The sequence below is a fragment of the Vibrio sp. 1F263 genome, from assembly GCF_041439035.1.
Classification (GTDB): domain Bacteria; phylum Pseudomonadota; class Gammaproteobacteria; order Enterobacterales; family Vibrionaceae; genus Vibrio; species Vibrio tasmaniensis_A.
In genome coordinates, this window is record NZ_JBGONI010000005.1 from 18,312 (window position 1) to 43,489 (window position 25,178).

A 25,178-nucleotide genomic window follows, 5' to 3' on the forward strand; every position below is an offset into this window, starting at 1 on the left:
TTTAGTTGTCCATCGAAAACGGATTTATTTTCAGTCATGAAATTAAAACTCTCTCGAATACTGACGGGGAAGCTCCTTCAAAACTGACGGGAGCCGATTCTAGGACCACTTGGTTCTAAACCTTCAAGGAATGAGAGAAATAGTATGATTCGTATAAACACCTGTGCTGCGAGTATTGCTCTAGCGCTATCTGGTACAGCATTGGCCGCGCCAACAGCACCTAGCATTGATATGTACGGTTCCAACAACCTACAGTTTTCTAAAATTGAACTCGCGATGGAAACCACCTCTGGCTACAACCAGATGGTTAAATATCACGATAAAGCAAAAGTCGACGTTAAGTTCAACCAATGGAGCGGAACGTCAGGAAACACGTACAACATCTACTTTGATGGCGTTAAAGTAGCCACAGGCCCAATCACTGGCAGCCAAACCACAGCTTCATTCGAATACGGCCAAGGCGGCTTATTCGATATGGAAATCGAAGCGTGTGACGAAACAGGTTGTAGCAAAAGCGCACCCGCTAAAATCACGATTGCCGATACCGATGGATCACACCTAGCACCACTTGCGATGAATGTGGATCCAAACAACAAGTCATACAACACAGACCCAAACACGGTAGTCGGTACTTACTTTGTTGAGTGGGGCATCTATGGCCGTGATTACACAGTCGATAACCTACCTGCTGACAATTTGACCCATATCCTTTATGGCTTCATCCCAATTTGTGGTCCTAACGAATCAGTAAAATCAGTGGGCGGCAACAGTTACAACGCACTCATGACAGCATGTCAGGGCGTTAACGATTACGAAGTGGTGATTCACGACCCTTGGGCGGCTTTCCAAAAGAGCTTCCCGCAAGCGGGTCATGAATACAGCTCCCCTATCAAGGGCAACTACGCAATGTTGATGGCGCTAAAACAGCGTAACCCTGATTTGAAGATCATCCCATCGATTGGTGGTTGGACGCTGTCTGACCCATTCTTCGACTTCACAACTAAAGCTAACCGAGACACCTTCATTGCATCGGTTAAGAAATTCCTTAACACGTGGAAATTCTACGATGGTGTAGATATTGACTGGGAGTTCCCTGGTGGAGGCGGTGCGGCGCCAGACCTTGGTGACCCTGTGAATGATGGCCCAGCTTACATTGCACTGATGGCAGAACTGCGCACTATGCTTGATCAACTAGAAGCGGAAAACGGTCGTACTTACGAGCTAACATCAGCGATCGGTGTTGGTCACGATAAGATTGAAGACGTGAACTACGGCGAGGCTATCCAGTACATGGATTACATCTTTGCAATGACTTACGACTTCTACGGCGGTTGGAACAACGTTTTAGGTCACCAAACAGCACTCAACTGCGGTAACTTCATGCGCCCTGGTCAATGTGATGGCACAGGCCTTGATGAAAATGGCGAACAGTACACTGGCCCTGCTTACACCACAGACAACGGCATCCAATTGCTTCTTGCGCAAGGTGTTCCAGCGAACAAACTTGTGGTTGGTACAGCGATGTACGGTCGTGGTTGGGAGGGTGTATTACCGTCATCACTTTCAGATCCTAGCGATCCAATGACAGGCGTGGGTAATGGCAAACTAACCGGCAGCTCTGCGCAAGGCGTATGGGAAGATGGCGTTATTGACTACAAAGGCATAAAAGCGAACATGCTTGGTGCAAACAACCAAGGCATCAACGGCTTTGAATATGGCTACGACGAAATGGCAGAAGCGCCTTACGTTTGGAACCGTACTTCAGGCAAGTTGATCACATTTGATGATGACCGCTCAGTGAAAGCAAAAGGCGCATACGTTCGTAGCCTTGGCCTTGCGGGTCTATTCTCTTGGGAAATTGATGCGGATAACGGCGATATCCTAAATGCGATGCATGAAGGTCTAGCAGGTGGAACTACTGACCCTGTAAACCGTAAACCAACCGCAGCAGCGGGCGCAGATCAATCGGTTGAAGGCCCTGCTTCTGTTTCTCTAGATGGCAGCGCTTCAAAAGACAGCGACGGTACAATTGCGAGCTACGCTTGGTCACAAGTAAGCGGAACGGCGGTAACGCTAGCCAGCGCGAATGCGGCTGTTGCGAGTTTCGATGTAGTGGAAGTCACACAACAAGAGACTCTGACATTCAGCCTAACCGTAACAGACAACGAAGGCGCAACGTCAACAGACACCGTTGTGGTAACGGTAAACCCTAAAGACACAGGTCCAGTAAACACAGCTCCGATCGCAGTTGTTTCTGCTCCGGCTGAAGTGAGTGCAGGTGATGTAGTTGTCGTTGATGCTTCGGCTTCGAGCGATGCGGATCAAGACACACTGACCTTCACATGGGATGTACCTGCTGGTATTGATGCAACAGTTCAAGGCGCTTCAGTAAGCTTTGTGGCGGCGGAATACACGCAAGACACGGTACTGAACTTCTCTGTGACAGTGAGTGATGGTACAGATACATCAGTCGCGGCTACTTCAGTGAAAGTCCTGAAGAAAACCACAGGCGGCGGTACGTGTACTAACGCTTGGGATTCAGGCGCGGTCTACAATGGCGGTGATCAAGTGACTCAAGGCGGTAAAGTTTGGGAAGCGAAGTGGTGGACAACAGGTGAAGATCCAACAACGACAGGCCAATGGGGCGTGTGGAAAGAGATCGGTCCAGCAAGCTGCTAACTAAAAATAGTGCTTAGTTAAATACTGACTAAGCATCAACTAAATCCCTAAATCAAAGGCCAACCAGAGAATATCTGGTTGGCCTTTTTATTATTTGTTTTCTTAACTGGCGTTCTACTGACTTGCGCTCGTTAAGCTTAGCCAATCAAGTTATCAAAGCTCTCGAACACTTGCGGGCACTTCATCACTCGTCCGTGGCCTTGACCTTGAGTCGCGATTAAGGTGACACGATCCATTTCATAGGCTGCACGCTTCGACACATCAAACTTAGTAAACTTATCTTGTTCATCATGAACAATGATAGTTTGAGACTCACGAAGCGCTAGCTTTCCATAGGGATCCACAGACTGAATTGGGTAGTTAAACTGCTCTTCTACTTCTCCGACTACCGCCTCAAACAGTTTCATTGAGTAACCAGAACGAGCAACACTGCCAAATAGGTTTTCTAGATAATCCAGTACAGGTGCAATCAGCAATAACGGCTTGTTTTCCAATTTAACGTGCTTACATTCCAATGCAGAAGCGGTACCCATGCTATGACCGACCAAACCTGCTACCTCTCCCACTGAATCGAGAATGGCTTCAAGACCGTTCACAAACGCAGGGATATGACCATGTACCCCATCACTGCCACCATGAGCAGGATGATCGTAAGCTAGAGCCGTAAAACCTTTAGCTGCGATATGTTCCATTAAAGGAAAGAACTGACTCGCGGTGCCTGACCAACCATGAGTTAACACCCAAACTGGACCGGTACCCAAAGAGTAGGTTTTTAAAACACCATCACGACCATTGATTTCACTCTTGACCAGCCCTTGCGGATCGGCATTTTTCTGCTCAGTACGCATTGGAGTGAGCAGCAGCTTACGTGCCGTTTTCTTCGCATGACTTGGCGCTAAAATGTAGTGCAGATTGGTTGTAGCGCCAATCAAGCTACGCTTGAAGCTAAATTTGTTCGATGTATTGAAATAGATTTTGTCACTCATGACCGTTCCTTGTATCGCCATCATTGTTGGCGGATCGAGCTCGGCCCTAAAATCGAACGACCGTGCTATTTGTTAGTATAAAAAATGGCGCTAGCGCTGTTTATGACTGCTTGCCGCCACTTCTCTTAAAATCTTTTGCAAACCTTAATTAAGCTAGGTCACATGCTTTGCGAATTCCATGATTTTCGAACTTCATGATTTGCGAGCTAAGTGGCTTACGAGTTAACCTGCTGTATGTATTAAACCGCTTTCCAACTGGCTACCAAGCGTTCTACACCACTCCAAAAATGGGTGTGGCTCGCTTGTTGACCTCGCAATGAGTAGAACAAATTAGCACTCAAATAAAGGCCATATAACTCAAAGGTTGCCTGTTTTGGATCTAAATCGGCCCTGAACTGTTTGCTCTCAACCGCTTTTGCTACCTGAATCGTCAAGTAATCAATCCACACTGAAATGGTTTTCTGCAGTGCCTTCTGAATCACAGACGTTTCGCTGCCTGCATCTTTCCAAGCATCAATAAACATACAGCTGCCTTGGAATGAATGATTCCAACCCAACCAATTGTCGAGCAACTGTTTCAATTTCGCTTCGATATCACCATCCCCTAGCTCTCTTGCGGGAATAATGACTCTTTCAGTGAATATGGCGTTGGAGTACTCGAGTACAGAGAGTTGCAGGTTTTCTTTAGAGTTGAAGTGCGCAAACAATCCACTCTTAGACATGCCACACTGCTTGGCTAACTCGCCAATCGTCAAACTCTCAAGCCCATTCTCACTCGCAAGTGCAAATGCATGGCTCAAAATATACTCTTTGGTTATCTTTCCCTTGCTCATTATTCACCAATAATAAATCTCATGCTTTATTTTTAGCACGTTCGTTCTTTTTTGCAATTTTTATTTGCAAAACACTTATTTTGTTTTCTCTGATGTCAGAAACTGTGGAAAAATGCGACAGTATTCAAGGGAAATTGAAATCGACTAACTAAAGGAAAAACAATGAACACACTTTGGGAACAGTTTGCGTTTTCGGCGTCGGTAACAGGCCCTATCTGTTTAATGCTGTTTCTTGGTGTGATGCTCAAGCGAATTGGCTTGATCAATGATAATTTCATTGATGTCGCGTCCAAGGTGGTATTTCAAGTCACCCTACCCGCGATGCTATTTCTTAGTATTGTTCAATCAAATCACAATTTTTCAGCCAGTAGCGCGTTAGTTGCTTTTGGCGTCATCGCTAACTTTGTCTTTTTCTTGTTCACGATTTTCTCAACCAAGTTGGTATTCAAAAGCTCTAAAGATCAAGGTGTGATCATCCAAGGGGGATTCCGCGCTAATACCGCGATCATCGGCCTCGCCTATGTGGCTAATATTTATGGCAACCAAGGCGTGGCATTGGCTGCTATCTATGTCGCATCTCTGACCGTGCTGTATAACATTCAAGCCGTGATAGCACTGACACCCAAAGGCAAAGACACCGGCGCTAAAGCCATTAAAGTGATCGCCAAGTCCATCACCAAAAACCCGTTAATCATCGCTATTTTCTTAGCAGTCGTCTTCTATGCACTTTCAATTCCCATTCCAAAAATGGTGACTGATGCTGGGCAATACTTTGCCAACATGACTTTGCCTTTGGCTCTACTTTGTACTGGTGGTTCTCTAGATATTAGTTCGCTTAAACAAGAAAAGTTGTCTACGTGGTTCGCCTCTAGTTACAAGTTAATCGCCTCACCTTTACTGACTACACTGGCTGGTTGGTACTTAGGATTTGAAGGGCTCGATCTCGGACTTATCTTCTTGATGAGCGCAGCACCAACAGCAGCGGCAAGCTATGTTATGGCGCGTGCGATGGGAGGAAACTCAACACTCGCGGCTAACATCATCGCTCTTACTACTGTTGTTTCTCTTATCACTTGCACACTAGGTATATTTGCACTCACTGCAATGGATTTAATATAGCTGCGACAAGCTTCAAAAAACCGACACAAGCCTTGAAACAAAGGTCATAAGCCTTGATTTAGGACTAACTGGTTGGGCATAAAGGCTGCTAGATTTCGTAAAAATTTTACTGAGAGATCTGATATGTCTTCCGTTCAACATACGCCTTCACAACACATCGCCAGTATCGAGTTAGGCAGAGTGATTGCTATCTTGGCGATCATTGGTTTGCACGGCCAAATGGCACTCACTTATTGGCAAATAGATGAAGTGCCTTGGATCGGTTATGTGCTCAACCAAACCGCTCGTTTTGCCGTGCCTCTGTTTTTCCTAATTTCCGGTTATCTTATTCAGCCCAAGTTGACTGCATCCCCGTGGCAAACCGTCATTAATTATTCTAAACCACTGCTTAAAGTATGGTTGGCATGGAGCATCATTTGCTTAGTGATGCCATTCAACCTCGCGAAGGTAGAAGAGTTTGGCTACCTAGGTGAGCGCCAAGGCTATTGGGGTTTCTTAATGAACACGCCACTTAACTCTTTCTTAGAGGGTGGATTGGTTCATTTATGGTTTATTCCCGCTCTCGTATGTGCCGTTTTGATCATTGCTTTGATCGTCGAAATGAAACTCGACAAACTGCAATTACCAGCGGCTATTGTACTTTACGTTTATGGTGTTTTAGCGGGCAGCTACGCAACGCTAACCGGGTTAGAAGCACCCTTCTTCACGCGTAATGGCCCGTTCTTTAGCACGTTAATGGTGACCTTAGGTTTCCTTATTCGTCAGAATCAATGGAAAGTGTCATCAACTAAAGCGTTGGGGCTATTAGCGTTAGGCATGTTGATTCACTTTGCTGAGGCGGCATGGCTCACCACGTTCGACGTCGGATTCAACATGAATGATTTCTTGTTTGGCACGGCGCTATGGGGGATGGGCGTGTTTATGTGGCTTTTGGCTAATCCAAACATGGGTAACTACGCTTGGGTTCGTGCCATTTCAAATCGCATGCTGGGTATCTACGTCAGCCATTTACTGATCATTATCATACTGTTCAATGTCTGCGGAGTATTGGGCATCACTGAGCTAGCTAAAGACATCACCGTGTTCTTCGGCACCTTTACCCTGAGCTTTATATTGATCGCTGGTATAGAAAAAACGCCACTGCGCCACTGGTTACTTCGTTAGTGCTCATCTAGCCAACGACGTATTACAGGCCTAGTGAAACCCCTCAGTCTGTAATTTGCCTTGATGATGTAACATTCTTTTCTGCAATGAGGTTCGCCTTGCCAGTGAAAGCACTAACTCGCTTTCACTGGCAACTTTAAACTTCAAGATCCCTTTCCCTCTTATGCGTTACTCTCTTTTAACCACTGACGTGGCGACACACCCGATACATGCTGAAATGCGCGTGAGAAACCTGAATAACTGTTGTAACCGACTTCATCGGCAACCCAGTTGATGGGCTTATTTTGCAGTAACAGAGATTGAGCAACGGAAACACGCCACTTTTGCACGTAATCTCCCGGCGTTTCACCCACCTCACGCTTGAACGCTTCTATAAACTGAGTTCGAGACATCGCGGCCAATGACGCCATTTCTGCAACCGAAAAGTGACGAGCAGGCAACCGGTGAATAGCCGTCACCACAGCAGCAAGCCTTGGGTGTGCAAGAGCAGAGAAAACGCCGCTATCGATTTTTTGTTGTTCAATGAGATGACGAAAAATCAACGCCATCAACGCATCACTCAACTTGTCCATTAGGTATTGCTGCCCTGACGATTGTTGTCCTGAAGATGCTTGCCCCGACTCTCGAAACAGCACCTCAATCACAGGCATTAAGTTCGGTGCATCTTCAAACGGAATCACTATCATGTCGGGCAGAGCCGATAATAAAGGATTCATCTGCCCTGAACGATACTCCACGTTCGCACACACAAGCTCTGCACCCTCTCCCACACCTTCAATTGCATGTGGTGTGCTATTCGGCAGGTAAATAATACAGGGCTGAGAAAGCTGCCGGCATTCCGTATGAGCACCAGACAAGGTCAACTCCCCCGAGCTTAATACATGAAGGTGCCCTTCTTTGCCTTGTTGCGCGTTAAATGACGACACCCCACACAGGTTTCCAGAATAGAAAACGCCAGTGCGTATCGAGAAGTGTTCCATTAATTGTGACAGCAGATCCATGCACCCTCCGAACGATTCGCTTAGTTTTTAGTTCTTTTGTCCCTCTATAGACCGGACAAGTGGGCTAAATTACTTCAAACAAAATAACCCACACTGACAAGGAACTTGAGATGTCACACATGAAATCGACCAGTCAAAAAATCACTCTATTGGCCGCGTTACTAGGAACCAGCGTTTCGTTAATGGCAGCAGACCTTGATATGAGTGTCGACAACAATGACCTCGCCATTAAAGGTTATGACCCTGTTGCTTACTTTGCCAATGAGGGGCCAGCTAAAGGCACATCTGAATTCACAGCGACTTATAAGAATGCGATTTATAACTTTGTGAGCAGTGAAAACCGAGATGAATTCCGATCTAACCCATCGGCTTATGCACCTCAATATGGTGGCTATTGTGCCTTTGGTGTGGCAATGGGTAAGAAATTTGAAACGGACCCACTAGCTTGGAAAGTAGAAGGTGGGAAGCTGTACTTGAACTTAGATAAGTCAGTTCAAAAGCGTTGGCTGGAGAATACGCAAGAATTCATCCAAGACGCCAACAGCAACTGGACCACTATAAAAACCGTGGAAGCCTACAAGCTTTAAGTTCTAGGTTCTAGGTTCTAGCCTTCAACGTTTATCCATTGCCCACTAACAAAACGGAAGCGACCGAACGCTTCCGTTTTTATTTTCACGGCTCAAATACAAATAAGCAGCCAATTATTGATAACACCAAGATAAACAGCGATGTAACACTCAAATCAGAGAGAAATCAGTGCGATTTCAGCACGAATCAAAACCATTTTTATTCTATACTCCTAAAGATAAGCTTTTCTTTTCATGGAAGAATAATGATATTACCTAGGATTTTAGCAATCGGACTCTATGCTTTATCAACACTGACTTACGCTGCTCCATGGCAGTTCGTGAAAAGTGAAGATGGCATCATCATTGATAAGAGACCTCACACTGAAGGCTTGGTAGAAATACGAGCACAAATGCAAACGCCCACCACTTATTCTGGTTTTTTGCTGTTATTGGAAGACAGCGCGAACGTGCCAAACTGGATAGATAACGTATCGGAAAGTCGTGTTTTGATGCAGATATCTGAGGATGAAAATATCGTCTATACCCAGTTCAAAGCGCCTTGGCCTGCCAGAGACCGCGATATGGTGACCTACTCAAAATACAGCGTCGAGGATGGGCAGTTTGTCTTGTCGATCAAGGATGCGTCTGATTATTTGGCGAAAGAGTCGGGGTACATTCGAATTTATGATGTAGATGCCTTATGGACTCTGCAACCGCTCACCAATGGCAATACTTACATTACCTACACCGCGTATGCGAACGCAGGTGGCATCCTGCCAAATTGGTTAATGAACAAATTATCGATTGATAGTGCACTGAGCACGTTTAAAGGGCTAAAAGAACAATTACAGAAGTACCAAGGCCAGCAGCACCCTAACCTGCCAAGTGAGTCTCGCTAGCGATACCAGTCGATGGGTAGATAACTAGGTAGATAAGTAGGTAAATAGGTAAATAGGTAAATAGGTAAATAGGTAAATAGGTAAATAGGTAAATAGATAAATAGATACTAAGGCCTTCTAGCGAGGTCGCGAGCTAAGATAAGTGCTAAACCAAACACCTGAAGAAACAGGGCAATATTCTTGTAGAAAGCCATTTTTTCATCGAGCCTTTGGATTAATTCAACCAAGGTCAGATTATCCAAATAGTAGTCATCAATTCGTGCTCGTTGGGCTTCTTGAGCACTGTTTATCAGCATCATAAGCTTGGGTAAATTAGCCAACGAGATGGCTGGCACCTCCTCACTCACCCAACTCCGGAGTTGGCCGCGCAGCGCTTCATCGAGGATGGTGGCAGGTTGAGCGGTTTCTGTTGAGGGTTTATCTAGGTGGATCAGAATGGCTTCACGCTTGCGCTCTAAGGTTTCGATCGTATTCCAGGCCAGTTGTATTGAGTACACATTACCGTATTTACGATCGTTGTATTCCGATTTTTCCGCTTCAATTTTGTCGAGCACCAAGCTCGACATGACAATAGCCATGATGTTGAGTATTAACCCCGCAAGGACAATCGCCCAAGCAGGGGGAAGGCGCAATGCCATAATGCTCCCTAGAACATTTTATCAAAAGGTAGGTAAGCTAAGTTTAGGACAATCAAAGAGATCATGCAGATAAGCGTTAACACCATGCCCACTTTTCTACCCTTTAAGTTTTTTGCCAGAATACCTTTTGCATGAATCACACGCCCCAGAATAAATGCAACACCAATGGCATGAATAAGCCACACACTGGCACCATTCATCTCCAAAAAGCCCATCAAAATAACCGTAATTGGGATGTAATCCATTGCATTACTTTGTGCGGAGCGTGCTATCTGTAGCGACTCAACACCGCCATCTGCATGAGCAACCAGATTGATTCGTCTTTGCTTAATGACTTCTATCGCCAACCAAATCATTACGACCGTCAGCAAGGCTGCGTAAAGTGCTGTAACCATTATATTTTCCTATTACTTTGAGTTTGTTGAGCGTATTTCGCTCACCTATCGACGGATGAGTTCGACAACGAATGATATTCGCGCCCGAACATTTGTAAGAGATCTCTCACACCGAACGTAAGAGATCACAGTCAAGCTTCGCAGAAAAAAGAAAAATTACAAACCCAACCCCTTGTTTTATATGAATCCACGCATATTTATTTTAGTTAGCGAGGATATTTATTTCCTAAGGCTAATTGCGAATAAAGCCTCCAAAGTGTTTAATACTCATGTCGACAGGGAGTTGGCAGGAACAGGAAAAAGCCTAACGGATTAGGTATCTTCAGGATGAAGATTTGATGGCTTAGGATGAGTGATCAGCAAGGAAGTTTTACTCTAGGATAGAGTCACTTGTCAGGATGATGAGTTAGCATGGACACCGCTAGGAAGGCGATGGATTGGATAGGTTAAAGGATTTAGCCAAATCAAGGAACGATGCAAGGAGCATACGTGACCTTATTAAAAAATAAGTAACAACGTCAGTAGCAGGATGGCTACGAAAAAGAATAAACCCCGTTTGGTGAAAGCCAAACGGGGTTTCTTTTTTCAACATCGAAAAGCTATTAGTAACTGATCGTTCAAATAGTAGCTAATCGTTCAAATAGTAGCTAATCGTTCAAAGCCACGTTACAAAATAATGTTCATCAAAAACATAGCACCAAACGCATTCAATACTGAAATCGCGATCATCACAGGGATATAACGACCTTCAGTACCAATTGGTCCCATGATGCGTCCCATATATTGCACCTGAGAACCCATCAAGTAGATAGCTGGCGCCAAGATAGCAATATGGTTGCCGTTCAGAATGCCTTGGTCAAACAGCGTGATAACCACACCGACTGCACCACCCATCGACATCCACGCGCCAATCAATACTGCTGCCGCTTCGCCCGGTAAACCAAATACCGCCATGATAGGTGCAAACACACTACCCATCAGATCCAGTGCACCAGTAATCTGCAACGCCTTAATAATCACAAACGCCATCAGAACATTAGGTACTGTAGAGGTTGTCGCAATAACCCAGCCTTTCTTAGCACCTTCAACGAAAATATCAGTAACCATTGGTTTCTTTGCTTTAACTTCGCTCATTATGCTACTTCCTCTTCCAGTTTTTGTTCTTTGTCTGATTTTGTTTTGTCTTCTTTACCTTCAGTAATATTGAGGTAAAGGCGGAATAAGTTCGCACCAACAAACTTGAAGATAAACATCACCGCAACAGCAAGACCTATTGACGATGTCACTGCCAAAGAACCATCCATCGCCGTTAGAGTGAACAACACCGCACCTGAAGAGAAAAAGTTAACGATCGCCGCACCCGCAGTAAACTGGAACATGGTGAACACATCGGTTTCACGCTTAGTCAAATGCCCTTCATCTTTGAGCTGACGTGTCATCGCAGCACCCGCATCGGTACTTTGCAGAGAAGCAATCAGTGCCAAGCCTGAGTTGCCCGGAATGCCCATTAAAGGACGAAGTAGTGGAGTTAGTAGTTTACGAGCCGCGTCCAGTGCACCGTAGTGCTCAAGTACGTTGATCATACCCAGTGCAAACATCACGGTCGGAATAAGTGTCAATGCAAAAATGAAACCGTCGCGCGCACCACTACCGCCTTTACCACGCAGTGACGTCGTTGCCGCTTGGATACCATCAGCCGACTCACTCACATCGTAAGCGACCTTACCAAATGAACCGTTGAGCGTCGTAAAATCGAGCACTCCATACCATTCATTGGACTGCATTAAGCCTGAAAAGAACACAATCGCGAACGCGAGTGCGATATAGCTGCCGATCGTGACTTTACGATCGGTTTTGGTTGGATTAGTCATAAGGACCTCTATACATCTCGTTTATGTGGAACAGAACACGTATAGATAGTGCAAACTAATGAGCAAAAGGTTAATGACCAAAATCAAATAGTGCATCGGTTTAAATAAAAGAACCAAAGCAACATATAAAACTGTGATTCAAATTTTAAAGTGGAGGTATACGCTAAAAAAATTAGAATCTTTCTCATACAAAACTAAACAAACCTAGCTTCAACACCGCAACCAAAAACGCACATAATCGCCACAATAATCAGGCTTCGAATAGAAAGTTCAAAAAATCTTTCATCGTGATCTCACGTTTTCACCCAATCTACTGTTTTCTATATAATCTATTGAATTATTAAGATATCTATCACACTGAACAGGGTTATTTAGGTCTACGCTTTTACCCGTGTTAATAACTTATTAACTTCGGAGCGTAATCCATGTTAGGTATCCAGCTTTCTGCTGTTCTCTCTTTGTTATTTTTTTCCACGGTAGCAGGCGCTGCCACTTCTCAGTTAGGAGAACCGCTCAAGCTAACTAGCTCGTTCGCTGGCTACTTGTCGCTGACCATTTTCGTTGTCGCCTACATCGTGGTGATGATGGAAGAATACCTAAAGCTCCGAAAGTCCAAACCCGTTTTGCTTGCTGCAGGCCTGATCTGGATAATCATTGGTTTCACTTACCAAGAACACAACCTTGTTGAAGTCGCTAAACAAGCGCTCGAACACAACCTGCTGGAATATGCCGAGCTATTACTCTTTCTACTCGTCGCCATGACATACATTAGCGCCATGGAAGAGAGGAGACTGTTTGATGCGCTGCAAGCGTGGATGGTAGGCAAAGGCTTTAACTTTCGCTCTTTGTTCTGGATAACCGGTATTCTGGCCTTCTTTATCTCACCTATCGCCGACAACCTCACGACAGCTCTACTGATGTGCGCTGTGGTTCTTAAAGTGGCAGGTTCTAACCCTAAATTCGTCAACCTAGCCTGCGTGAATATCGTGATAGCCGCCAATGCTGGCGGTGCATTCAGTCCATTCGGAGACATCACAACGCTCATGGTGTGGCAGGCTGGTTATGTGAGTTTTAGTGAGTTCATTCCTTTGTTTATTCCTTCGGTGATGAATTACCTCGTCCCTGCGTTGATCATGTCTTACTTTGTACCCACCACTCAGCCCGACACAGTCCATCAACACGTTGAATTAAAACGTGGTGCGAGACGCATCGTATTCTTGTTTATTATGACAATCGCGACCGCTGTTGCTTTCCATGCCGTACTCCACTTCCCTCCAGTAATGGGCATGATGATGGGGCTCGCCTATCTGCAGTTCTTTGGCTATTACTTACGCAAGACCTTACCCAACTCACTCGCCAAGAAAAAGGCAGTGGCGATCGCCAATAACGATGAAGGCGCCCTGAAGCGACTCGGTTCTGTTGTGCCGTTCGATGTATTTCGAAGAGTTTCTCATGCCGAATGGGACACGCTTTTGTTCTTCTACGGCGTAGTAATGTGTGTAGGTGGCTTGAGTCTACTTGGTTACTTGGAATTAGCTTCGGGCGTGATGTATAGCCAGTGGGATCCAATTTGGGCCAACGTCATGGTGGGGATCTTATCGGCTATTGTCGATAACATTCCGGTGATGTTTGCCGTGTTGTCCATGGAGCCACAAATGTCGATGGGCAACTGGCTACTGATCACTTTAACTGCTGGGGTTGGCGGCAGCTTGTTATCTATAGGTAGTGCAGCAGGTGTGGCATTAATGGGGGCAGCACATGGTAAGTACACCTTCTTTGGCCACTTAAAATGGATGCCAGTAATCATGATTGGTTATGGGGTCAGTATCGCCGCTCACCTATGGCTGAACGGTGATATGTTCTAGCCTAAGGCATATCAACTAAAGGCTTATCAACACGTGTCCAGACGTTGCTTAACTGCACTGCTGGACACTGGTTGCAGGTTAACACCGCTCCTTCTTGTTGAATGCGCATCATCAACCCAGAATCCACTCGGCTATTTCCTGAATTCAACTCGATGTTAATCAAATCATTTTCAATACGATAAGTTCTAGTGACCGTGTTACCGATTGTTTGATAGGTCATTTGTCCTGACTCAAAAAGTAGATAGCTGTTATCGTCCGCGTTCTCATACATCCCTTTGAACAAAACAAGCTGCGGTACTTCAAAGGGGCGACTAGTATCAGTTAAACAACCGGTCAGCAATAACACACTAGTGAAAGCTATTATCAGAAAATGATGGTTATTCATTTGGGCATCCTTGCCTAAAAAACATGGCTAAATAATATGCAACCAAATCATTATTTTCCAGAAAGTAGCGAATTTATTGCAAAGTCACGTTTTTATTGCAGAATCACGCTTGAGGCCTCTTAATATTCCTCCTCAGTCGTACAAACCTTCAACCTTAACCGACAGAACAGAGTTTCAAGTCGCTAGCTAAGTAGCTTTCTAAGTTTGTTTTCTTCCCTCAATCACTAACAAGCGTTGTTTACGTTCTACGCCACCCGCATAACCCGTCAGCTTTCCATTTTTACCTATCACACGATGACACGGAACAATCACAGACACCGGATTTTTGCCATTCGCCAAACCCACTGCACGCACCGCTTTTGGGTTACCAATTGCATCGGCCAATTGTGCATAGCTCCATGTTTCTCCATAAGGAATGGCAGTAAGAGCCTGCCAAACCGACTGCTGAAACGGAGTGCCCTTGGCTGCGATCGGCACAGAAAACTGGATAGCTTCTCCAGCAAAATAACGATTGAGCTGTTTGATAGCCAACGCGAAGATCGGAAAGCTATCATCTTGAACACCTAACTGTTCAGGCTTGGTCGTGTGAGTTTCAAACCAAAGGCCGAGTAGCCCTTCATCGTTCGCCTGTAACGTCACGGTGCCCAGAGGGCTCTCGTAGTAAGTAAAACGGTTAGCCATGATATCTCCTAGCTTGGTATTCCGATTAAGATTTATTCCAACAATGGAATGTGGCGTAGCTTCCCCAAGGTGAAACGCTCTCTGCATTAATGGCAGGGCGATGCTCAATGAACTTCTTCACCACCAAATCGCCTACTAGCAAATGGTTAGGTTCACTGAGCCCGCGCAGCAGCGCATATTGGATCGTCCAAGGCCCAATGCCTTTGAGGTCAATCCACTTAGAAGGATGCTCGGATTCGTTGTCGACCATGTATTGGGAAAAACGCTTTAAGGTTTCCTTACGACTTCCCGGCATCCTTAGAAAGCTCACATCAGCATCAGCTATTTGTTTAGGTGTAGGGAAATACGCTTTCTCTGATGCATCAGCTATTTGCTGTAAGTCAGAGCACTCTTGTGAATTAGCCTGCTCTTGTAAATCAGAAACCTGATATGAACCAGAGAGCTCTCGCACCAACAAGTTAAGCTGACCAATGGCCGCTGTTACCGAGACTTGCTGCCCGAGAATCGCTCTTACCCCAGCTTCCCAAGCGCTCCACACACCAGGTATGCGGATGCCACTCTTAGCCACCAAGTTAGGGTCAATGGTTGTAAAAAATGCCTCGACCTGGGCAATATCGACATCAAGGTCGAATATGCGTCGAATGTTAGCAATCAAGCTTCTTAATTGACTTATATCGTCCAACTCAAATTCAATATCCAAGCGGTTTTCTTTGGCTAAAGTCGCCTTGAACCAACCCTTTGAGCCGTTCACATTTACCGTGCGCTTATAATAATCTTCGCCAACGTCCTCTACGCCTTCAATCATTCTTCGTCGATAGAAATCCAGCAAATGATCCCAGTCCAACGGGCCATGGAAACTGAGTTGGATATGATTACTTAGATTGTTACTTGGCTTAGCTCTTCGGATTTGACTTGGCGAGAGCTGCAGCTCCTTTAGAAAAGCATCATTGAAACGACGCGTGCTATTAAAACCACTCGCAAAGCCAACATCGGTAATGCTCATGCTACTGGTGTGCAGCAACTGCTTGGCAAACATCAATTGGCTATAAAGGCTATATTGCTTCGGCGACACGCCGATGTAATTGTCGAATAAGGTTCGTAAATAACGATCGGAAATACCTAATCGAGTGGCAAGGTCGACGATTGACCCTGAGTTCAGCGCACCATGATCAATCAACTGTAAAGCACGCAAGAAAGTCGTTTCAACACCTTTCCAAGCTGGAGAAAAAGGTGCGCTGTCTGGCCGGCAACGTAAGCATGGGCGATACCCAGCCTTCAAGGCTTGAGCTTGATGAGAGAAATACTCGACATTTTCTTCTTTGGGCGGGCTTGCTGGGCAAATCGGGCGACAAAAAATTCCGGTGGTTTTTACTGCCGTAAAAAACATCCCATCAAAGCGAGCGTCTCGCGCATATCGAGCCAAATGGCACTGCTCACTCGTTAACGTACTGTTGTGATGAATATTTCTCGACATGCTGTGCTCTTCCCATTTGCCATAACTTTTACTCCGATACCTAAAAGTTTACCGTGAACTGTCATTGTCGCTAGCCACTTTCGGAACTGAAGGTTAGATAAATCACAAAAAAGGGTTTTCTTTTTACGCAATTCGACTAAATTTAACCTTGAGAAGAAACTCTTCTCACAACGTCAACGATAGGTACTTAGCACACTAAGATGCAGAGACCTGTCGAATATAAAAAGGAAAAGGCTATGGTTCTTCACACGTGTCGTATTGTTTTATCAAACCAACAGGTTCTCACCAGTCAATCAGTAGAGCAGTCTCTCAGCTTTCTTGAAGAAGAAGCGAGTAAGGGGATTTCTAAAATTGAGATTGACGCAACGGATGGCAATCAAATCCATTCATACCTGTCACACTCTCTTGAAGAGTCTATTGAGAATCTAATGAATCTCTAGAATTTTCGAAGAATAGTGCTTTGAAGTGATAGGGCTTTTAAAAAAGGTTACGCATACCAGGCTTAAACTGATTTATCCGAGTTAGGGTTATCTCTGACTTGGCAATGAAGATCATCTCTGGTTTAAAACGAAAATGGCTCCCAACTATATAACTAGTTAGGAGCCATTTTTTATTGAATCTAATCAACAAAGCCGTTGCTTACCGCGAATGCCGCTACTCTGGTGCTTGTTCAGCGGCTTGTTGCAACGTGTAGGCAGTCGATGGGTCAATTTCATTAACCAACTTCTCAACCTGAATGATCGCATCAACCGAAGTACTGCTTTTACGGTAGCTCAGGTAAATTGGGCGATACCAGTCTTCAACCCCTTTGACCTTGTGCAATTGACCCGACTCGATAAAAGGTTCAACCATAGAAACAGGTAAATACGCACTGCCACCTTTCTCTAAAATAAAATCGAGCGCAATACGTGCAGTAGAGGTACGTAAATACGGCGCGGGCACTTTTGGGTGACGCTCGGCATGTTCAGAACCGAAGCGCGTTCCCCAATCGACATAAACGTATTTATGTTGGAATACAGATTCCAGATCATCTTGTTGTGTTGATACCAACACCAAAACCAAATCAGCGACTTTTTTACAGTTCAGCTCTTCCGCTTTGATCTGATCAAAAGCGAAAGCCATATCTAAGGTTCGTTCTAACAAATTACGGTTCAGTTGCTCGCGCCCCATCACCTCGGCCATAAAGCCGTAGCCACCGAAAGAGTCGGTCACCACACTTAAGCAGTTTTGTAGATACGCATCCCAGATATTCGGTGTGCCACCCAGTGTTAACTGCAACGCTTTTCCACTTTCTAACGACAGCTCAAATTTGGCTTGTTGTAAGGTGGATACCATCACTTCAGCATAACCAATCAAACGCTCACCAGAAGAGGTCAGCTTGATGTTATTGCGGTCACGAATGAAGAGCTGAGTATCAAAATAGCCTTCAAGCTGTTTAATCCGCGCACTCACCGCTGCTTGTGTTAAATACAAGTTTTCAGCTGCACGCCCAAAGTGGCGCACCCTTGCAACCTCAAGAAAGGTTCTAAATACTTTCACATCCATCAAAAATACATCTCTGTAATAAATCTGCTAACTAGCCGATCTAGGATTGTTTATCGTAAAGGCAAAAACGTTTTGTTTCCTATTTTAGCCTTTTAACAATATTTTCGCGTGAGCAATAAACACTAATTTCTATCTAACCACATTACTGAGGCTGATATGTCTGAGACCGAATTCCGACACGGAAAAAAACGTTTTTATGACACCATTAAATTCCCACGAGGGTTTGCTAAGTCGGGTGATTTTACTCTTTCAGAAGAGGAAATCCTAACCTTGTTTGGTGACACTATGCTTGCACTTGAGACTGGCGAACTTTCGCCAAGCAACTCAGAAGAAAAACATTTCATCAAAGTGTTGTCTCACCCTCATAAGGCGAAGTCCAAGTTAGAGCGTGTTTGGTTGAAGTACATTCAACTGGCTCGTGGACGCCGTCGCTTTCATACCCTAAACGGCTGCAAACGCAGCGAAGTTTCTCGGGAAGAATACGAAAGAGAGTTAGTGTTAGAAGATTAGTAAAACAGCTCAAAGTGATACCTCATCACTTTGAGCTTTTTTTGGGTTCATCTCGGATTAGCGGGAACTTAAAATAAACTCGCATCTTCTTCGTAATTAATAAGTTTAGCCAACCTGTCCAGTTTTACCAATATTTATATAAAATTCATAGTGATACCTTTGAATAATCACTATTCTTAAATATACCCAATGATAATTCACGCCTGTCGGCGAAACTTCCTTATTTTTTGTACGGCAGTGCCACATAGCCACCATACTTTGATCGCATTTTCATTGCCCCCTTACTCTTCATCCAATAAAGTTTGTTGATCCTTCAGCCCCTGAATCAAATCCATCCGACGATATATGACAAACGTATTAATCTTGTTTAACGCCACCAAATATCCATACAATAATTGTGCAATTTTGAGAATTCCAATCACAGATATGATCAAAAAGGCAAAAACTTGACCTAAAACAATAGCGGAATCTGATAACTTATTTTATAATGCGAATTAATGTTTCAGAACACTATAATATTTAATTTCTAGGGGCAAAATCAATGAGACTTATTCCATTAAGCAACAAAGCAAAAGTAGGTAAATGGGCTGCTCGTCATATCGCAGATTCGATCAACAAATTCGCTCCAACTGCTGAGCGTCCATTTGTACTAGGTCTTCCTACTGGTAGCACACCTCTAACTACTTACGCTGAGCTAATTGAACTTTACAAAGCTGGCGAAGTAAGCTTCAAGCACGTTGTAACATTCAACATGGATGAGTACGTTGGTATCGAACCAAACCACCCAGAGTCTTACCGCACATTTATGCACGAAAACTTCTTCAACCACGTTGATATTCAAGCAGAAAACATCAACCTGCTAGACGGCAAAGCTGAAGACATCGATGCTCACTGTGCAGCATACGAAGAAAAAATCCGTTCATACGGAAAAATCAACCTGTTCATGGGCGGCGTAGGCATCGACGGTCACATCGCGTTCAATGAGCCAGGTTCTTCTCTATCTTCACGCACTCGTATCAAAACGTTGACTGAAGACACTCGTATCGCGAACTCTCGTTTCTTCGATGGCGACATCAACCAAGTTCCTAAATACGCACTAACTATCGGTGTTGCTACTCTTCTAGATTCTGAAGAAGTAATGATCCTTTCTCTAGGCCACAACAAAGCGCAAGCGCTTCAAATGGCTATCGAAGGTTCTGTAAACCACATGTGGACTGTTACCGCTCTACAGATGCACCGTAAAGCTATCATCGTTGCTGATGAGCTAGCTCAACAAGAGCTAAAAGTTAAGACTCTTCGCTACTTCCAAGAGCTAGAAGCTGAGAACATTCAAGACCTATAATTTGATGTAGATCTTGATTGTAGAATTAAAACCACTTCTTCTATCGGAAGTGGTTTTTTTTTTATGTCACAATCGCTATCAACTAAAAAATATGGAAATAGACATGTTGTTGAATGAAATTGTCGAGGTCATCGAACTGACTGACAGTGATCACCTCTCAGAGGCATTAGAAGAGTTTAATCTACATAACGTAGTTCACTCTAACCACCTTCCTTTTTTAAATATTGTCTACGATAACGCCAAGCCACACTTGCTAAAAAAACTGTGCAGCATTGGCTTTAAAGGACAAATTCAATGTGAAAAATTGATAAGCGGTGACTATATTATTTTCAATGCAGACACCTATACGCCCGAACAAGCTAGCTCAAAATTCAGGTAAAACAGACTTCAATTTATTAGGAACTGACTTAAATGACAGACACAACTAACCTAAGCAATGAACAACTATCTCTACTTGGAAAAGCTCTGCTTTCAGTACAAAGATTGGAAAACTCACTCTACCAGTCGATTAGAGCACTTTGTAAACAAAACAGTTCTAGTGATACCCAAGCCATTGAAAACCTGACTTCAGAGCAGTTTCTGAAAGGCACTATCACAGAGCTAAAGCCAGTTATACAACAGTTATATGATGTGTTTGGGGAGACCCTTGCGCTTTCATCAGCAGAGTTAAATGAGTTCCTATACAAAAGAAACCTAGTCTCACTGAGTTTTTGGCAGGTAACGACAACAAGTGTAAAAGGAAATGAGAAACTTGCGAACCCAACACAATTTTTGCAAGAGCTCATCGATCAGTGTGATCTGTGGTTGACAAAAGTAGATCATAAATAGCACCGAGCTTACTTTCACTACCTAGAGATAGCTTAAGAGGTCAGCACATTCTCTTTCGCTAACTGCTGATGTATATCATTAACCGCTAGCACTATCGTAGAGCGCACTTTTTGAAAGTGACGCTCTAAAAACATCCGCTTCATATCATCAGACATGCCTTCGACCAACTCCGGGTCATAGTCGATTGGCATCATTTTTTGAATAGCATTTATACGATTAAGTTCAAAAACGACATCTTGGTCCCAGAAATTTACCTGACCTTCTTGAATATTTACCCACTCTTTTAGAGTAACGAAAACTTCAATATCGTCATACACCTCTTTACTGATCACGCCTAGCCCTAACAATAGTTTTGTTCGAACAAGAATTTCGCCTAAAGGGCCATCAGTGGTAAGGAGAGGGTCAACAACAAATTTTACTGCGTAGTCATCTTTATAGAAGATACTTTTCAACAAAGCGTCCAGCATGTCTTCTAAGACATCGTAGGCGCACAACAGGCACTCCGCAGCATTAGCTGATTCGGCTAGTTCTTCAAGTAAATCTGATTCGTGTGTTGTATGTATGGGCATGGTTGCTCTAAAAGAATAAAGTGCCACTGGTGTGGCACTTTGATGGTTTATCATTTCAATGCTAGATAAGCTTCTTCCGCTAGTTTAACAACTTCTGAGTCACTATTCAGCTCAGAATAATGCGCTAATGTCTCAGCAAAGCCTTTTTCTGCGAACATTGCTTGAAGTTCAACCGCTTGAGGGTCGTCTTCGTTCTTGTAATGGAACGCAGCAGCGATTGCTTTTACTAGGTGAGCATTCGGTAGGCCGTACTCTAATGTACCGTTTAGAGGCTTAACTAGGCGGTCTTGCGGGCTCAGTTTACGAATTGGCTGACGACCAACGCGGTCTACTTCATCACGTAGGAACGGGTTAGCAAAACGACCTAGAATCTTTTGGATGTAGGCAGCGTGTGCTTCTGGATCAAAGCCGTAACGCTTAATCAGAACCGCACCACTCTCTTCCATCGTCGCTGTTACTTCAGCGCGGATTACGTCGTCTTCGATAGAATCTTTAATAGTCTCATGACCGGCAAGCACACCAAGGTATGCCGTTACTAAGTGACCTGTGTTTAGCGTGAACAGTTTACGCTCAACGAAAGCCATTAGGTTGTCAGTGCATTCCATACCTGGGATATTTGGAATCTCACCTTTGAATTGTGTTTGGTCTACGATCCACTCGCTGAACGTTTCAACCGTTACCGCTAGAGGGTCTGTTTCGCCCGCTTCTGCCGGTGGAACAATACGGTCAACCGCTGAATCAACAAAGCCAATGTGCTCTTCAGTGAACGCTTTCATTTCATCAGAAAGGTGCTCTAACACGGCTGCTTTTAATTGGCTAGTACCGCGAACCATGTTCTCTGCCGCGATGATGTTCATTGGTGCAGTGTTGTTTGCAGCTGCACGCTTTTCAATGCCTTGAGCGATAGACTTAGAGATGATTTTAAGAACCGTAGGGCCCACTGCTGTCGTCACAAGATCAGACTCAGCAATGCAATCTACTACTGCGCTTGTCGCTGAGTTTACTGCTGACACGTTCTTAACAACTTCGACAACACACTCTTCGCCAACAATCTTAACTGGGTATTCTTGGCGTTCAATTAACGCATTTACAACCGTTTCATTTACGTCAGCAAACGTAACCTTCATACCAGCATCAGAAAGAAGCTTACCAATGAAACCACGACCGATATTACCTGCACCAAAATGTAACGCTTTCATAATTTTGACCTTATAAATATTTGAATCTAAATAGCTAACCACTCAAACACATGCCGCTTTCAATCACGTCCTAGGCATTAAGCAGTGACCTATTCAGACCGAACCTTTATCTACAGATAAAGATTGAGACCGGAAATGAGGCCAGTAGGGGGATACTGGCCTCCTTCACTCAGGAGCTTGACTAGAGCTTGTTAGTTTCCGTTGAGAATACGTAGAACATCAGCAGGGTTTGTTGTATTCTGTAGGCATTCCACAGCGTCTTCATCATCGAGTGAATTGGTAATAGCCATCAGCACCATGTTGTGCTCATCGCCTTGTGCGGCAATACCGATAACCATCTTCGCGATATCATCTTCATCTTCGCCCCATTGAATACCTTGAGGGTACTGACAGAAAACAATGCCGGTTTTTTGTACGTACTGTTTCGCTTCGATTGTGCCGTGTGGTACTGCGATAGACTCACCTAGGTAAGTAGACACAAGCTCTTCACGAGCAAACATGCCGTCTACATATTCTGGTGATACGTTGCCAAGTTTTACTAATTGTTCGCCAGCAAACTTGATTGCGTCTTCTTTCTGAGTCGCTTTAAGGCCAAGGAAGATGCTGTCATTAGTCAGTGCAAGCTTGTTGCCTTCTTGAGCTGGTGCTGCCGTAGGAGCCGGATCTTCTACCTTCGCTTCACCACTTTGTGCTTCAACAAGTTCTGCTACTAGGTTGTCGTATACTGCGCCATCTAAGAAGTTGTTCAGAGACATGTGCATTGCACCAGGAATGGTTTTACGTGCACGGTCTGTTAAATCTTTATGCGTAATAACAATTTGTGAATCAGCTGGTAAGTTGTTGATTGCGTAGTTAGTTACCGTGATATTTAGGCCCGCTGCCTCAACTTTCTTACGAAGTAGACCTGCACCCATTGCACTTGAACCCATACCCGCATCACACGCTACGTATACTGCTTTCACGTCAGCTAGGTTGATATCTGCCCCCATTGCTGCAACTTTAGAAGACGCTTTCATGTCTTTCATTTGTGCTGAAGCTTTCTCTAGTGAATCTTCCTCATCATCTTGCGCTGATGTTTTAAGAAGGATTGACGCTACAACAAACGATACTGCCGTTGCTGCGATAACCGATAGAATCACGCCGATGTAAGAGCCTTTTGGCGTCATCAGTAAGACTGCGAAGATAGAACCTGGTGATGCTGGAGAAATAAGGCCAGAATCGAACATTACGTTAGTGAATACACCAGCCATACCACCTGCGATTACCGCAAGAATTAGACGTGGGTTCATTAGAACGTAAGGGAAGTAAATTTCGTGGATACCACCTAAAAAGTGGATGATAGATGCACCAGCCGCAGATTGCTTTGCGCTACCTTTACCAAACACCATGTAAGCCAGTAGAAGACCAAAACCAGGACCTGGATTTGCTTCGATTAGGAAGAAGATTGAGCGACCAATCTCTTCAGATTGCTGGATACCGAGTGGAGAGAAGATACCGTGGTTGATTGCGTTATTTAGGAATAAAATTTTCGCAGGTTCAACAAAGATAGATGCTAGAGGTAGTGCACCCGCTTCCACCATTGCGTTTACGCCAGCAGCAAGTCCGCCAGACAGAATCTTAACCGCAGGACCAATCACGATGAACGCGATGATCGCACAGATCATGCCGATGATACCAGCAGAGAAATTGTTCACTAGCATTTCGAAACCGCTCTTCACTTTACCGTGAACAGCTTCATCGAATTTCTTAATTGCGATACCACCTAGAGGGCCAACAATCATTGCACCCATAAACATAGGGATATCTGTACCAACGATGACACCCATCGTTGTAATTGCACCAACAACCGCTCCACGGTCGCCGCCAACCATTTTACCACCGGTGTAACCGATCAATAGCGGTAGTAGGTATGTGATCATAGGACCAACCATTGATGCTAACGTTTCGTTAGGCCACCAACCTGTTGGGATAAATAGTGCAGTAATGAAACCCCACGCAATAAATGCGCCGATGTTTGGCATTACCATATTGGATAAGAAACGACCAAAGTTTTGAACCTTAATCTTAGCTTCTGGTGATAACATAGGTAGAACCCCGTAATGTATTGGTTGGTCAAATGACCGAAAGTGTGTACTCAAAAGTCATTTAAAATGTATCACAACATTTCTAAAATGCACCCCGACCCAATTTTAGTGATGAGTATCACACTCAAAAAACACTTTAGGGTTAACAAGAGCAATTCGGATCACAAAAACACCATGAATTAAAATTACAAAGACAAATTATCGAGAATAACACTCATTCAATAGAGATCCAGATCACACTTTATTTTGTAATACTTAAAAATAAATAGTGATGTAAATCACACTTAATAAAAGATAGCATCTAGAAACCATATAAACCGTATAAAAGAACATCGTATTACGAATGATAAATATGCACCAAGATGAGAAAAAAACCTAAAGCTGTAATTTAATTACAAGTTAGACCGCATTTTGCTTAACATTCAAAATGAGAGCGAATACTCACTAAAAACATGGACCAGTGAACTGCAGTTAGTATCAACAGTTGTGTTATTGTATTTCCCTATTCTATACAACAGCCCCTCAACATTAATCAGCAGTTC

25 protein-coding genes are annotated in these 25,178 nt (G+C 44.2%); 11 read left to right on the top strand and 14 right to left on the bottom strand.

Annotated features, from left to right (window positions below):
* Positions 1 to 144 precede the first annotated feature (144 nt).
* On the top strand, positions 145 to 2,679 hold the full coding sequence (locus ACED25_RS04720) for a glycosyl hydrolase family 18 protein (RefSeq protein ID WP_371694748.1): 2,535 nt from the start codon (positions 145 to 147) through the stop codon (positions 2,677 to 2,679).
* A gap of 137 nt (positions 2,680 to 2,816) precedes the next feature.
* Here ACED25_RS04720 and ACED25_RS04725 read toward each other — a convergent pair whose 3' ends face one another.
* Entirely contained in the window at positions 2,817 to 3,665 is an 849-nt protein-coding gene (locus ACED25_RS04725) for an alpha/beta hydrolase (protein WP_371694749.1), read from the bottom strand.
* A gap of 239 nt (positions 3,666 to 3,904) precedes the next feature.
* Positions 3,905 to 4,498 (bottom strand): TetR/AcrR family transcriptional regulator, encoded by a 594-nt coding sequence (locus ACED25_RS04730; RefSeq protein ID WP_004732750.1) that lies wholly within the window; start codon positions 4,496 to 4,498, stop codon positions 3,905 to 3,907.
* Positions 4,499 to 4,660: 162 nt separating this feature from the next.
* Here ACED25_RS04730 and ACED25_RS04735 point away from each other — a divergent pair, with 162 nt between their 5' ends.
* Together ACED25_RS04735 and ACED25_RS04740 are read left to right on the top strand one after the other, a co-directional pair.
* On the top strand, positions 4,661 to 5,617 hold the full coding sequence (locus tag ACED25_RS04735) for an AEC family transporter (protein ID WP_009846120.1): 957 nt from the start codon (positions 4,661 to 4,663) through the stop codon (positions 5,615 to 5,617).
* Between the two features lie 123 nt (positions 5,618 to 5,740).
* Positions 5,741 to 6,781 (top strand): acyltransferase, encoded by a 1,041-nt coding sequence (locus ACED25_RS04740; RefSeq protein WP_371694750.1) that lies wholly within the window; start codon positions 5,741 to 5,743, stop codon positions 6,779 to 6,781.
* 161 nt (positions 6,782 to 6,942) lie between these two features.
* On the opposite strand, the gene ACED25_RS04745 is transcribed toward ACED25_RS04740, so the two are convergent.
* Positions 6,943 to 7,782, bottom strand: a complete 840-nt coding sequence (locus ACED25_RS04745; protein WP_371694751.1) for a cupin domain-containing protein — start codon at positions 7,780 to 7,782, stop codon at positions 6,943 to 6,945.
* Between the two features lie 110 nt (positions 7,783 to 7,892).
* On the opposite strand from ACED25_RS04745, the gene ACED25_RS04750 reads away from it, so the two are divergent.
* On the top strand, positions 7,893 to 8,369 hold the full coding sequence (locus tag ACED25_RS04750; RefSeq protein ID WP_371694752.1) for a YHS domain-containing (seleno)protein: 477 nt from the start codon (positions 7,893 to 7,895) through the stop codon (positions 8,367 to 8,369).
* 245 nt (positions 8,370 to 8,614) lie between these two features.
* Positions 8,615 to 9,250: an START domain-containing protein gene (locus ACED25_RS04755; RefSeq protein ID WP_009846116.1), complete on the top strand. Its 636-nt coding sequence runs from the start codon at positions 8,615 to 8,617 to the stop codon at positions 9,248 to 9,250.
* 107 nt (positions 9,251 to 9,357) lie between these two features.
* Here ACED25_RS04755 and ACED25_RS04760 read toward each other — a convergent pair whose 3' ends face one another.
* From ACED25_RS04760 to ACED25_RS04775, 4 genes are all read right to left on the bottom strand, one after another.
* The gene (locus ACED25_RS04760; RefSeq protein ID WP_017100729.1) at positions 9,358 to 9,888 is read right to left on the bottom strand and encodes a hypothetical protein; all 531 of its coding nucleotides are present in this window, start codon (positions 9,886 to 9,888) and stop codon (positions 9,358 to 9,360) included.
* Between the two features lie 8 nt (positions 9,889 to 9,896).
* Complete coding sequence (locus ACED25_RS04765; protein WP_009846114.1) at positions 9,897 to 10,283, bottom strand: MAPEG family protein; 387 nt, start codon at positions 10,281 to 10,283, stop codon at positions 9,897 to 9,899.
* A gap of 666 nt (positions 10,284 to 10,949) precedes the next feature.
* Positions 10,950 to 11,417, bottom strand: a complete 468-nt coding sequence (locus ACED25_RS04770; protein WP_004737023.1) for a YjiG family protein — start codon at positions 11,415 to 11,417, stop codon at positions 10,950 to 10,952.
* Entirely contained in the window at positions 11,417 to 12,154 is a 738-nt protein-coding gene (locus ACED25_RS04775; RefSeq protein ID WP_009846112.1) for a nucleoside recognition domain-containing protein, read from the bottom strand. The genes ACED25_RS04770 and ACED25_RS04775 overlap by 1 nt, the downstream gene beginning before the upstream one ends.
* Positions 12,155 to 12,579: 425 nt before the next feature.
* Here ACED25_RS04775 and nhaD point away from each other — a divergent pair, with 425 nt between their 5' ends.
* Positions 12,580 to 14,019 (top strand): sodium:proton antiporter NhaD, encoded by a 1,440-nt coding sequence (gene nhaD, locus ACED25_RS04780; RefSeq protein ID WP_012601208.1) that lies wholly within the window; start codon positions 12,580 to 12,582, stop codon positions 14,017 to 14,019.
* Between the two features lies 1 nt (position 14,020).
* On the opposite strand, the gene ACED25_RS04785 is transcribed toward nhaD, so the two are convergent.
* From ACED25_RS04785 to ACED25_RS04795, 3 genes are all read right to left on the bottom strand, one after another.
* A complete protein-coding gene (locus ACED25_RS04785; protein ID WP_065679366.1) occupies positions 14,021 to 14,404 on the bottom strand; it encodes a hypothetical protein in 384 nt (127 codons plus the stop codon).
* 198 nt (positions 14,405 to 14,602) lie between these two features.
* Positions 14,603 to 15,085 carry a methylated-DNA--[protein]-cysteine S-methyltransferase gene (locus ACED25_RS04790; protein WP_017100726.1) on the bottom strand — a complete coding sequence of 161 codons (483 nt, stop codon included), beginning with the start codon at positions 15,083 to 15,085 and terminating at the stop codon, positions 14,603 to 14,605.
* Between the two features lie 25 nt (positions 15,086 to 15,110).
* Complete coding sequence (locus ACED25_RS04795; protein ID WP_371694753.1) at positions 15,111 to 16,559, bottom strand: AlkA N-terminal domain-containing protein; 1,449 nt, start codon at positions 16,557 to 16,559, stop codon at positions 15,111 to 15,113.
* Between the two features lie 236 nt (positions 16,560 to 16,795).
* Between ACED25_RS04795 and ACED25_RS04800 the strand changes: the two genes are divergently transcribed.
* Positions 16,796 to 16,999, top strand: a complete 204-nt coding sequence (locus tag ACED25_RS04800) for a hypothetical protein (protein ID WP_017082971.1) — start codon at positions 16,796 to 16,798, stop codon at positions 16,997 to 16,999.
* 214 nt (positions 17,000 to 17,213) lie between these two features.
* Here ACED25_RS04800 and ACED25_RS04805 read toward each other — a convergent pair whose 3' ends face one another.
* On the bottom strand, positions 17,214 to 18,104 hold the full coding sequence (locus ACED25_RS04805; RefSeq protein WP_102248810.1) for a LysR family transcriptional regulator: 891 nt from the start codon (positions 18,102 to 18,104) through the stop codon (positions 17,214 to 17,216).
* 156 nt (positions 18,105 to 18,260) lie between these two features.
* Here ACED25_RS04805 and ACED25_RS04810 point away from each other — a divergent pair, with 156 nt between their 5' ends.
* From ACED25_RS04810 to ACED25_RS04825, 4 genes are all read left to right on the top strand, one after another.
* The gene (locus ACED25_RS04810) at positions 18,261 to 18,614 is read left to right on the top strand and encodes a DUF413 domain-containing protein (protein ID WP_017097795.1); all 354 of its coding nucleotides are present in this window, start codon (positions 18,261 to 18,263) and stop codon (positions 18,612 to 18,614) included.
* A gap of 541 nt (positions 18,615 to 19,155) precedes the next feature.
* Positions 19,156 to 19,956, top strand: coding sequence for a glucosamine-6-phosphate deaminase (nagB, locus tag ACED25_RS04815; protein WP_102248809.1), 801 nt, complete (start codon positions 19,156 to 19,158; stop codon positions 19,954 to 19,956).
* 103 nt (positions 19,957 to 20,059) lie between these two features.
* Complete coding sequence (locus tag ACED25_RS04820; RefSeq protein ID WP_009846105.1) at positions 20,060 to 20,335, top strand: hypothetical protein; 276 nt, start codon at positions 20,060 to 20,062, stop codon at positions 20,333 to 20,335.
* A 32-nt stretch (positions 20,336 to 20,367) separates the two neighbouring features.
* Positions 20,368 to 20,784 carry a hypothetical protein gene (locus tag ACED25_RS04825; protein ID WP_009846104.1) on the top strand — a complete coding sequence of 139 codons (417 nt, stop codon included), beginning with the start codon at positions 20,368 to 20,370 and terminating at the stop codon, positions 20,782 to 20,784.
* 32 nt (positions 20,785 to 20,816) lie between these two features.
* Here the strand turns inward: ACED25_RS04825 and ACED25_RS04830 are convergent, their stop codons facing one another.
* From ACED25_RS04830 to ACED25_RS04840, 3 genes are all read right to left on the bottom strand, one after another.
* The gene (locus ACED25_RS04830) at positions 20,817 to 21,353 is read right to left on the bottom strand and encodes an MltR family transcriptional regulator (protein ID WP_017100724.1); all 537 of its coding nucleotides are present in this window, start codon (positions 21,351 to 21,353) and stop codon (positions 20,817 to 20,819) included.
* A 50-nt stretch (positions 21,354 to 21,403) separates the two neighbouring features.
* A complete protein-coding gene (locus ACED25_RS04835; protein ID WP_065679363.1) occupies positions 21,404 to 22,552 on the bottom strand; it encodes a mannitol-1-phosphate 5-dehydrogenase in 1,149 nt (382 codons plus the stop codon).
* A 191-nt stretch (positions 22,553 to 22,743) separates the two neighbouring features.
* Complete coding sequence (locus ACED25_RS04840) at positions 22,744 to 24,636, bottom strand: PTS mannitol transporter subunit IICBA (RefSeq protein WP_371694754.1); 1,893 nt, start codon at positions 24,634 to 24,636, stop codon at positions 22,744 to 22,746.
* Between the last annotated feature and the right edge of the window lie 542 nt (positions 24,637 to 25,178).

Excerpts from the sequence above, each read along its gene's own strand:
- ACED25_RS04720 (WP_371694748.1), top strand. The coding sequence starts at position 145 with ATGATTCGTATAAACACCTGTGCTGCGAGTATTGCTCTAGCGCTATCT.
- ACED25_RS04725 (WP_371694749.1), bottom strand. The coding sequence starts at position 3,665 with ATGAGTGACAAAATCTATTTCAATACATCGAACAAATTTAGCTTCAAG.
- ACED25_RS04730 (WP_004732750.1), bottom strand. The coding sequence starts at position 4,498 with ATGAGCAAGGGAAAGATAACCAAAGAGTATATTTTGAGCCATGCATTT.
- ACED25_RS04735 (WP_009846120.1), top strand. The coding sequence starts at position 4,661 with ATGAACACACTTTGGGAACAGTTTGCGTTTTCGGCGTCGGTAACAGGC.
- ACED25_RS04740 (WP_371694750.1), top strand. The coding sequence starts at position 5,741 with ATGTCTTCCGTTCAACATACGCCTTCACAACACATCGCCAGTATCGAG.
- ACED25_RS04745 (WP_371694751.1), bottom strand. The coding sequence starts at position 7,782 with ATGGATCTGCTGTCACAATTAATGGAACACTTCTCGATACGCACTGGC.
- ACED25_RS04750 (WP_371694752.1), top strand. The coding sequence starts at position 7,893 with ATGTCACACATGAAATCGACCAGTCAAAAAATCACTCTATTGGCCGCG.
- ACED25_RS04755 (WP_009846116.1), top strand. The coding sequence starts at position 8,615 with ATGATATTACCTAGGATTTTAGCAATCGGACTCTATGCTTTATCAACA.
- ACED25_RS04760 (WP_017100729.1), bottom strand. The coding sequence starts at position 9,888 with ATGGCATTGCGCCTTCCCCCTGCTTGGGCGATTGTCCTTGCGGGGTTA.
- ACED25_RS04765 (WP_009846114.1), bottom strand. The coding sequence starts at position 10,283 with ATGGTTACAGCACTTTACGCAGCCTTGCTGACGGTCGTAATGATTTGG.
- ACED25_RS04770 (WP_004737023.1), bottom strand. The coding sequence starts at position 11,417 with ATGAGCGAAGTTAAAGCAAAGAAACCAATGGTTACTGATATTTTCGTT.
- ACED25_RS04775 (WP_009846112.1), bottom strand. The coding sequence starts at position 12,154 with ATGACTAATCCAACCAAAACCGATCGTAAAGTCACGATCGGCAGCTAT.
- nhaD (WP_012601208.1), top strand. The coding sequence starts at position 12,580 with ATGTTAGGTATCCAGCTTTCTGCTGTTCTCTCTTTGTTATTTTTTTCC.
- ACED25_RS04785 (WP_065679366.1), bottom strand. The coding sequence starts at position 14,404 with ATGAATAACCATCATTTTCTGATAATAGCTTTCACTAGTGTGTTATTG.
- ACED25_RS04790 (WP_017100726.1), bottom strand. The coding sequence starts at position 15,085 with ATGGCTAACCGTTTTACTTACTACGAGAGCCCTCTGGGCACCGTGACG.
- ACED25_RS04795 (WP_371694753.1), bottom strand. The coding sequence starts at position 16,559 with ATGTCGAGAAATATTCATCACAACAGTACGTTAACGAGTGAGCAGTGC.
- ACED25_RS04800 (WP_017082971.1), top strand. The coding sequence starts at position 16,796 with ATGGTTCTTCACACGTGTCGTATTGTTTTATCAAACCAACAGGTTCTC.
- ACED25_RS04805 (WP_102248810.1), bottom strand. The coding sequence starts at position 18,104 with ATGGATGTGAAAGTATTTAGAACCTTTCTTGAGGTTGCAAGGGTGCGC.
- ACED25_RS04810 (WP_017097795.1), top strand. The coding sequence starts at position 18,261 with ATGTCTGAGACCGAATTCCGACACGGAAAAAAACGTTTTTATGACACC.
- nagB (WP_102248809.1), top strand. The coding sequence starts at position 19,156 with ATGAGACTTATTCCATTAAGCAACAAAGCAAAAGTAGGTAAATGGGCT.
- ACED25_RS04820 (WP_009846105.1), top strand. The coding sequence starts at position 20,060 with ATGTTGTTGAATGAAATTGTCGAGGTCATCGAACTGACTGACAGTGAT.
- ACED25_RS04825 (WP_009846104.1), top strand. The coding sequence starts at position 20,368 with ATGACAGACACAACTAACCTAAGCAATGAACAACTATCTCTACTTGGA.
- ACED25_RS04830 (WP_017100724.1), bottom strand. The coding sequence starts at position 21,353 with ATGCCCATACATACAACACACGAATCAGATTTACTTGAAGAACTAGCC.
- ACED25_RS04835 (WP_065679363.1), bottom strand. The coding sequence starts at position 22,552 with ATGAAAGCGTTACATTTTGGTGCAGGTAATATCGGTCGTGGTTTCATT.
- ACED25_RS04840 (WP_371694754.1), bottom strand. The coding sequence starts at position 24,636 with ATGTTATCACCAGAAGCTAAGATTAAGGTTCAAAACTTTGGTCGTTTC.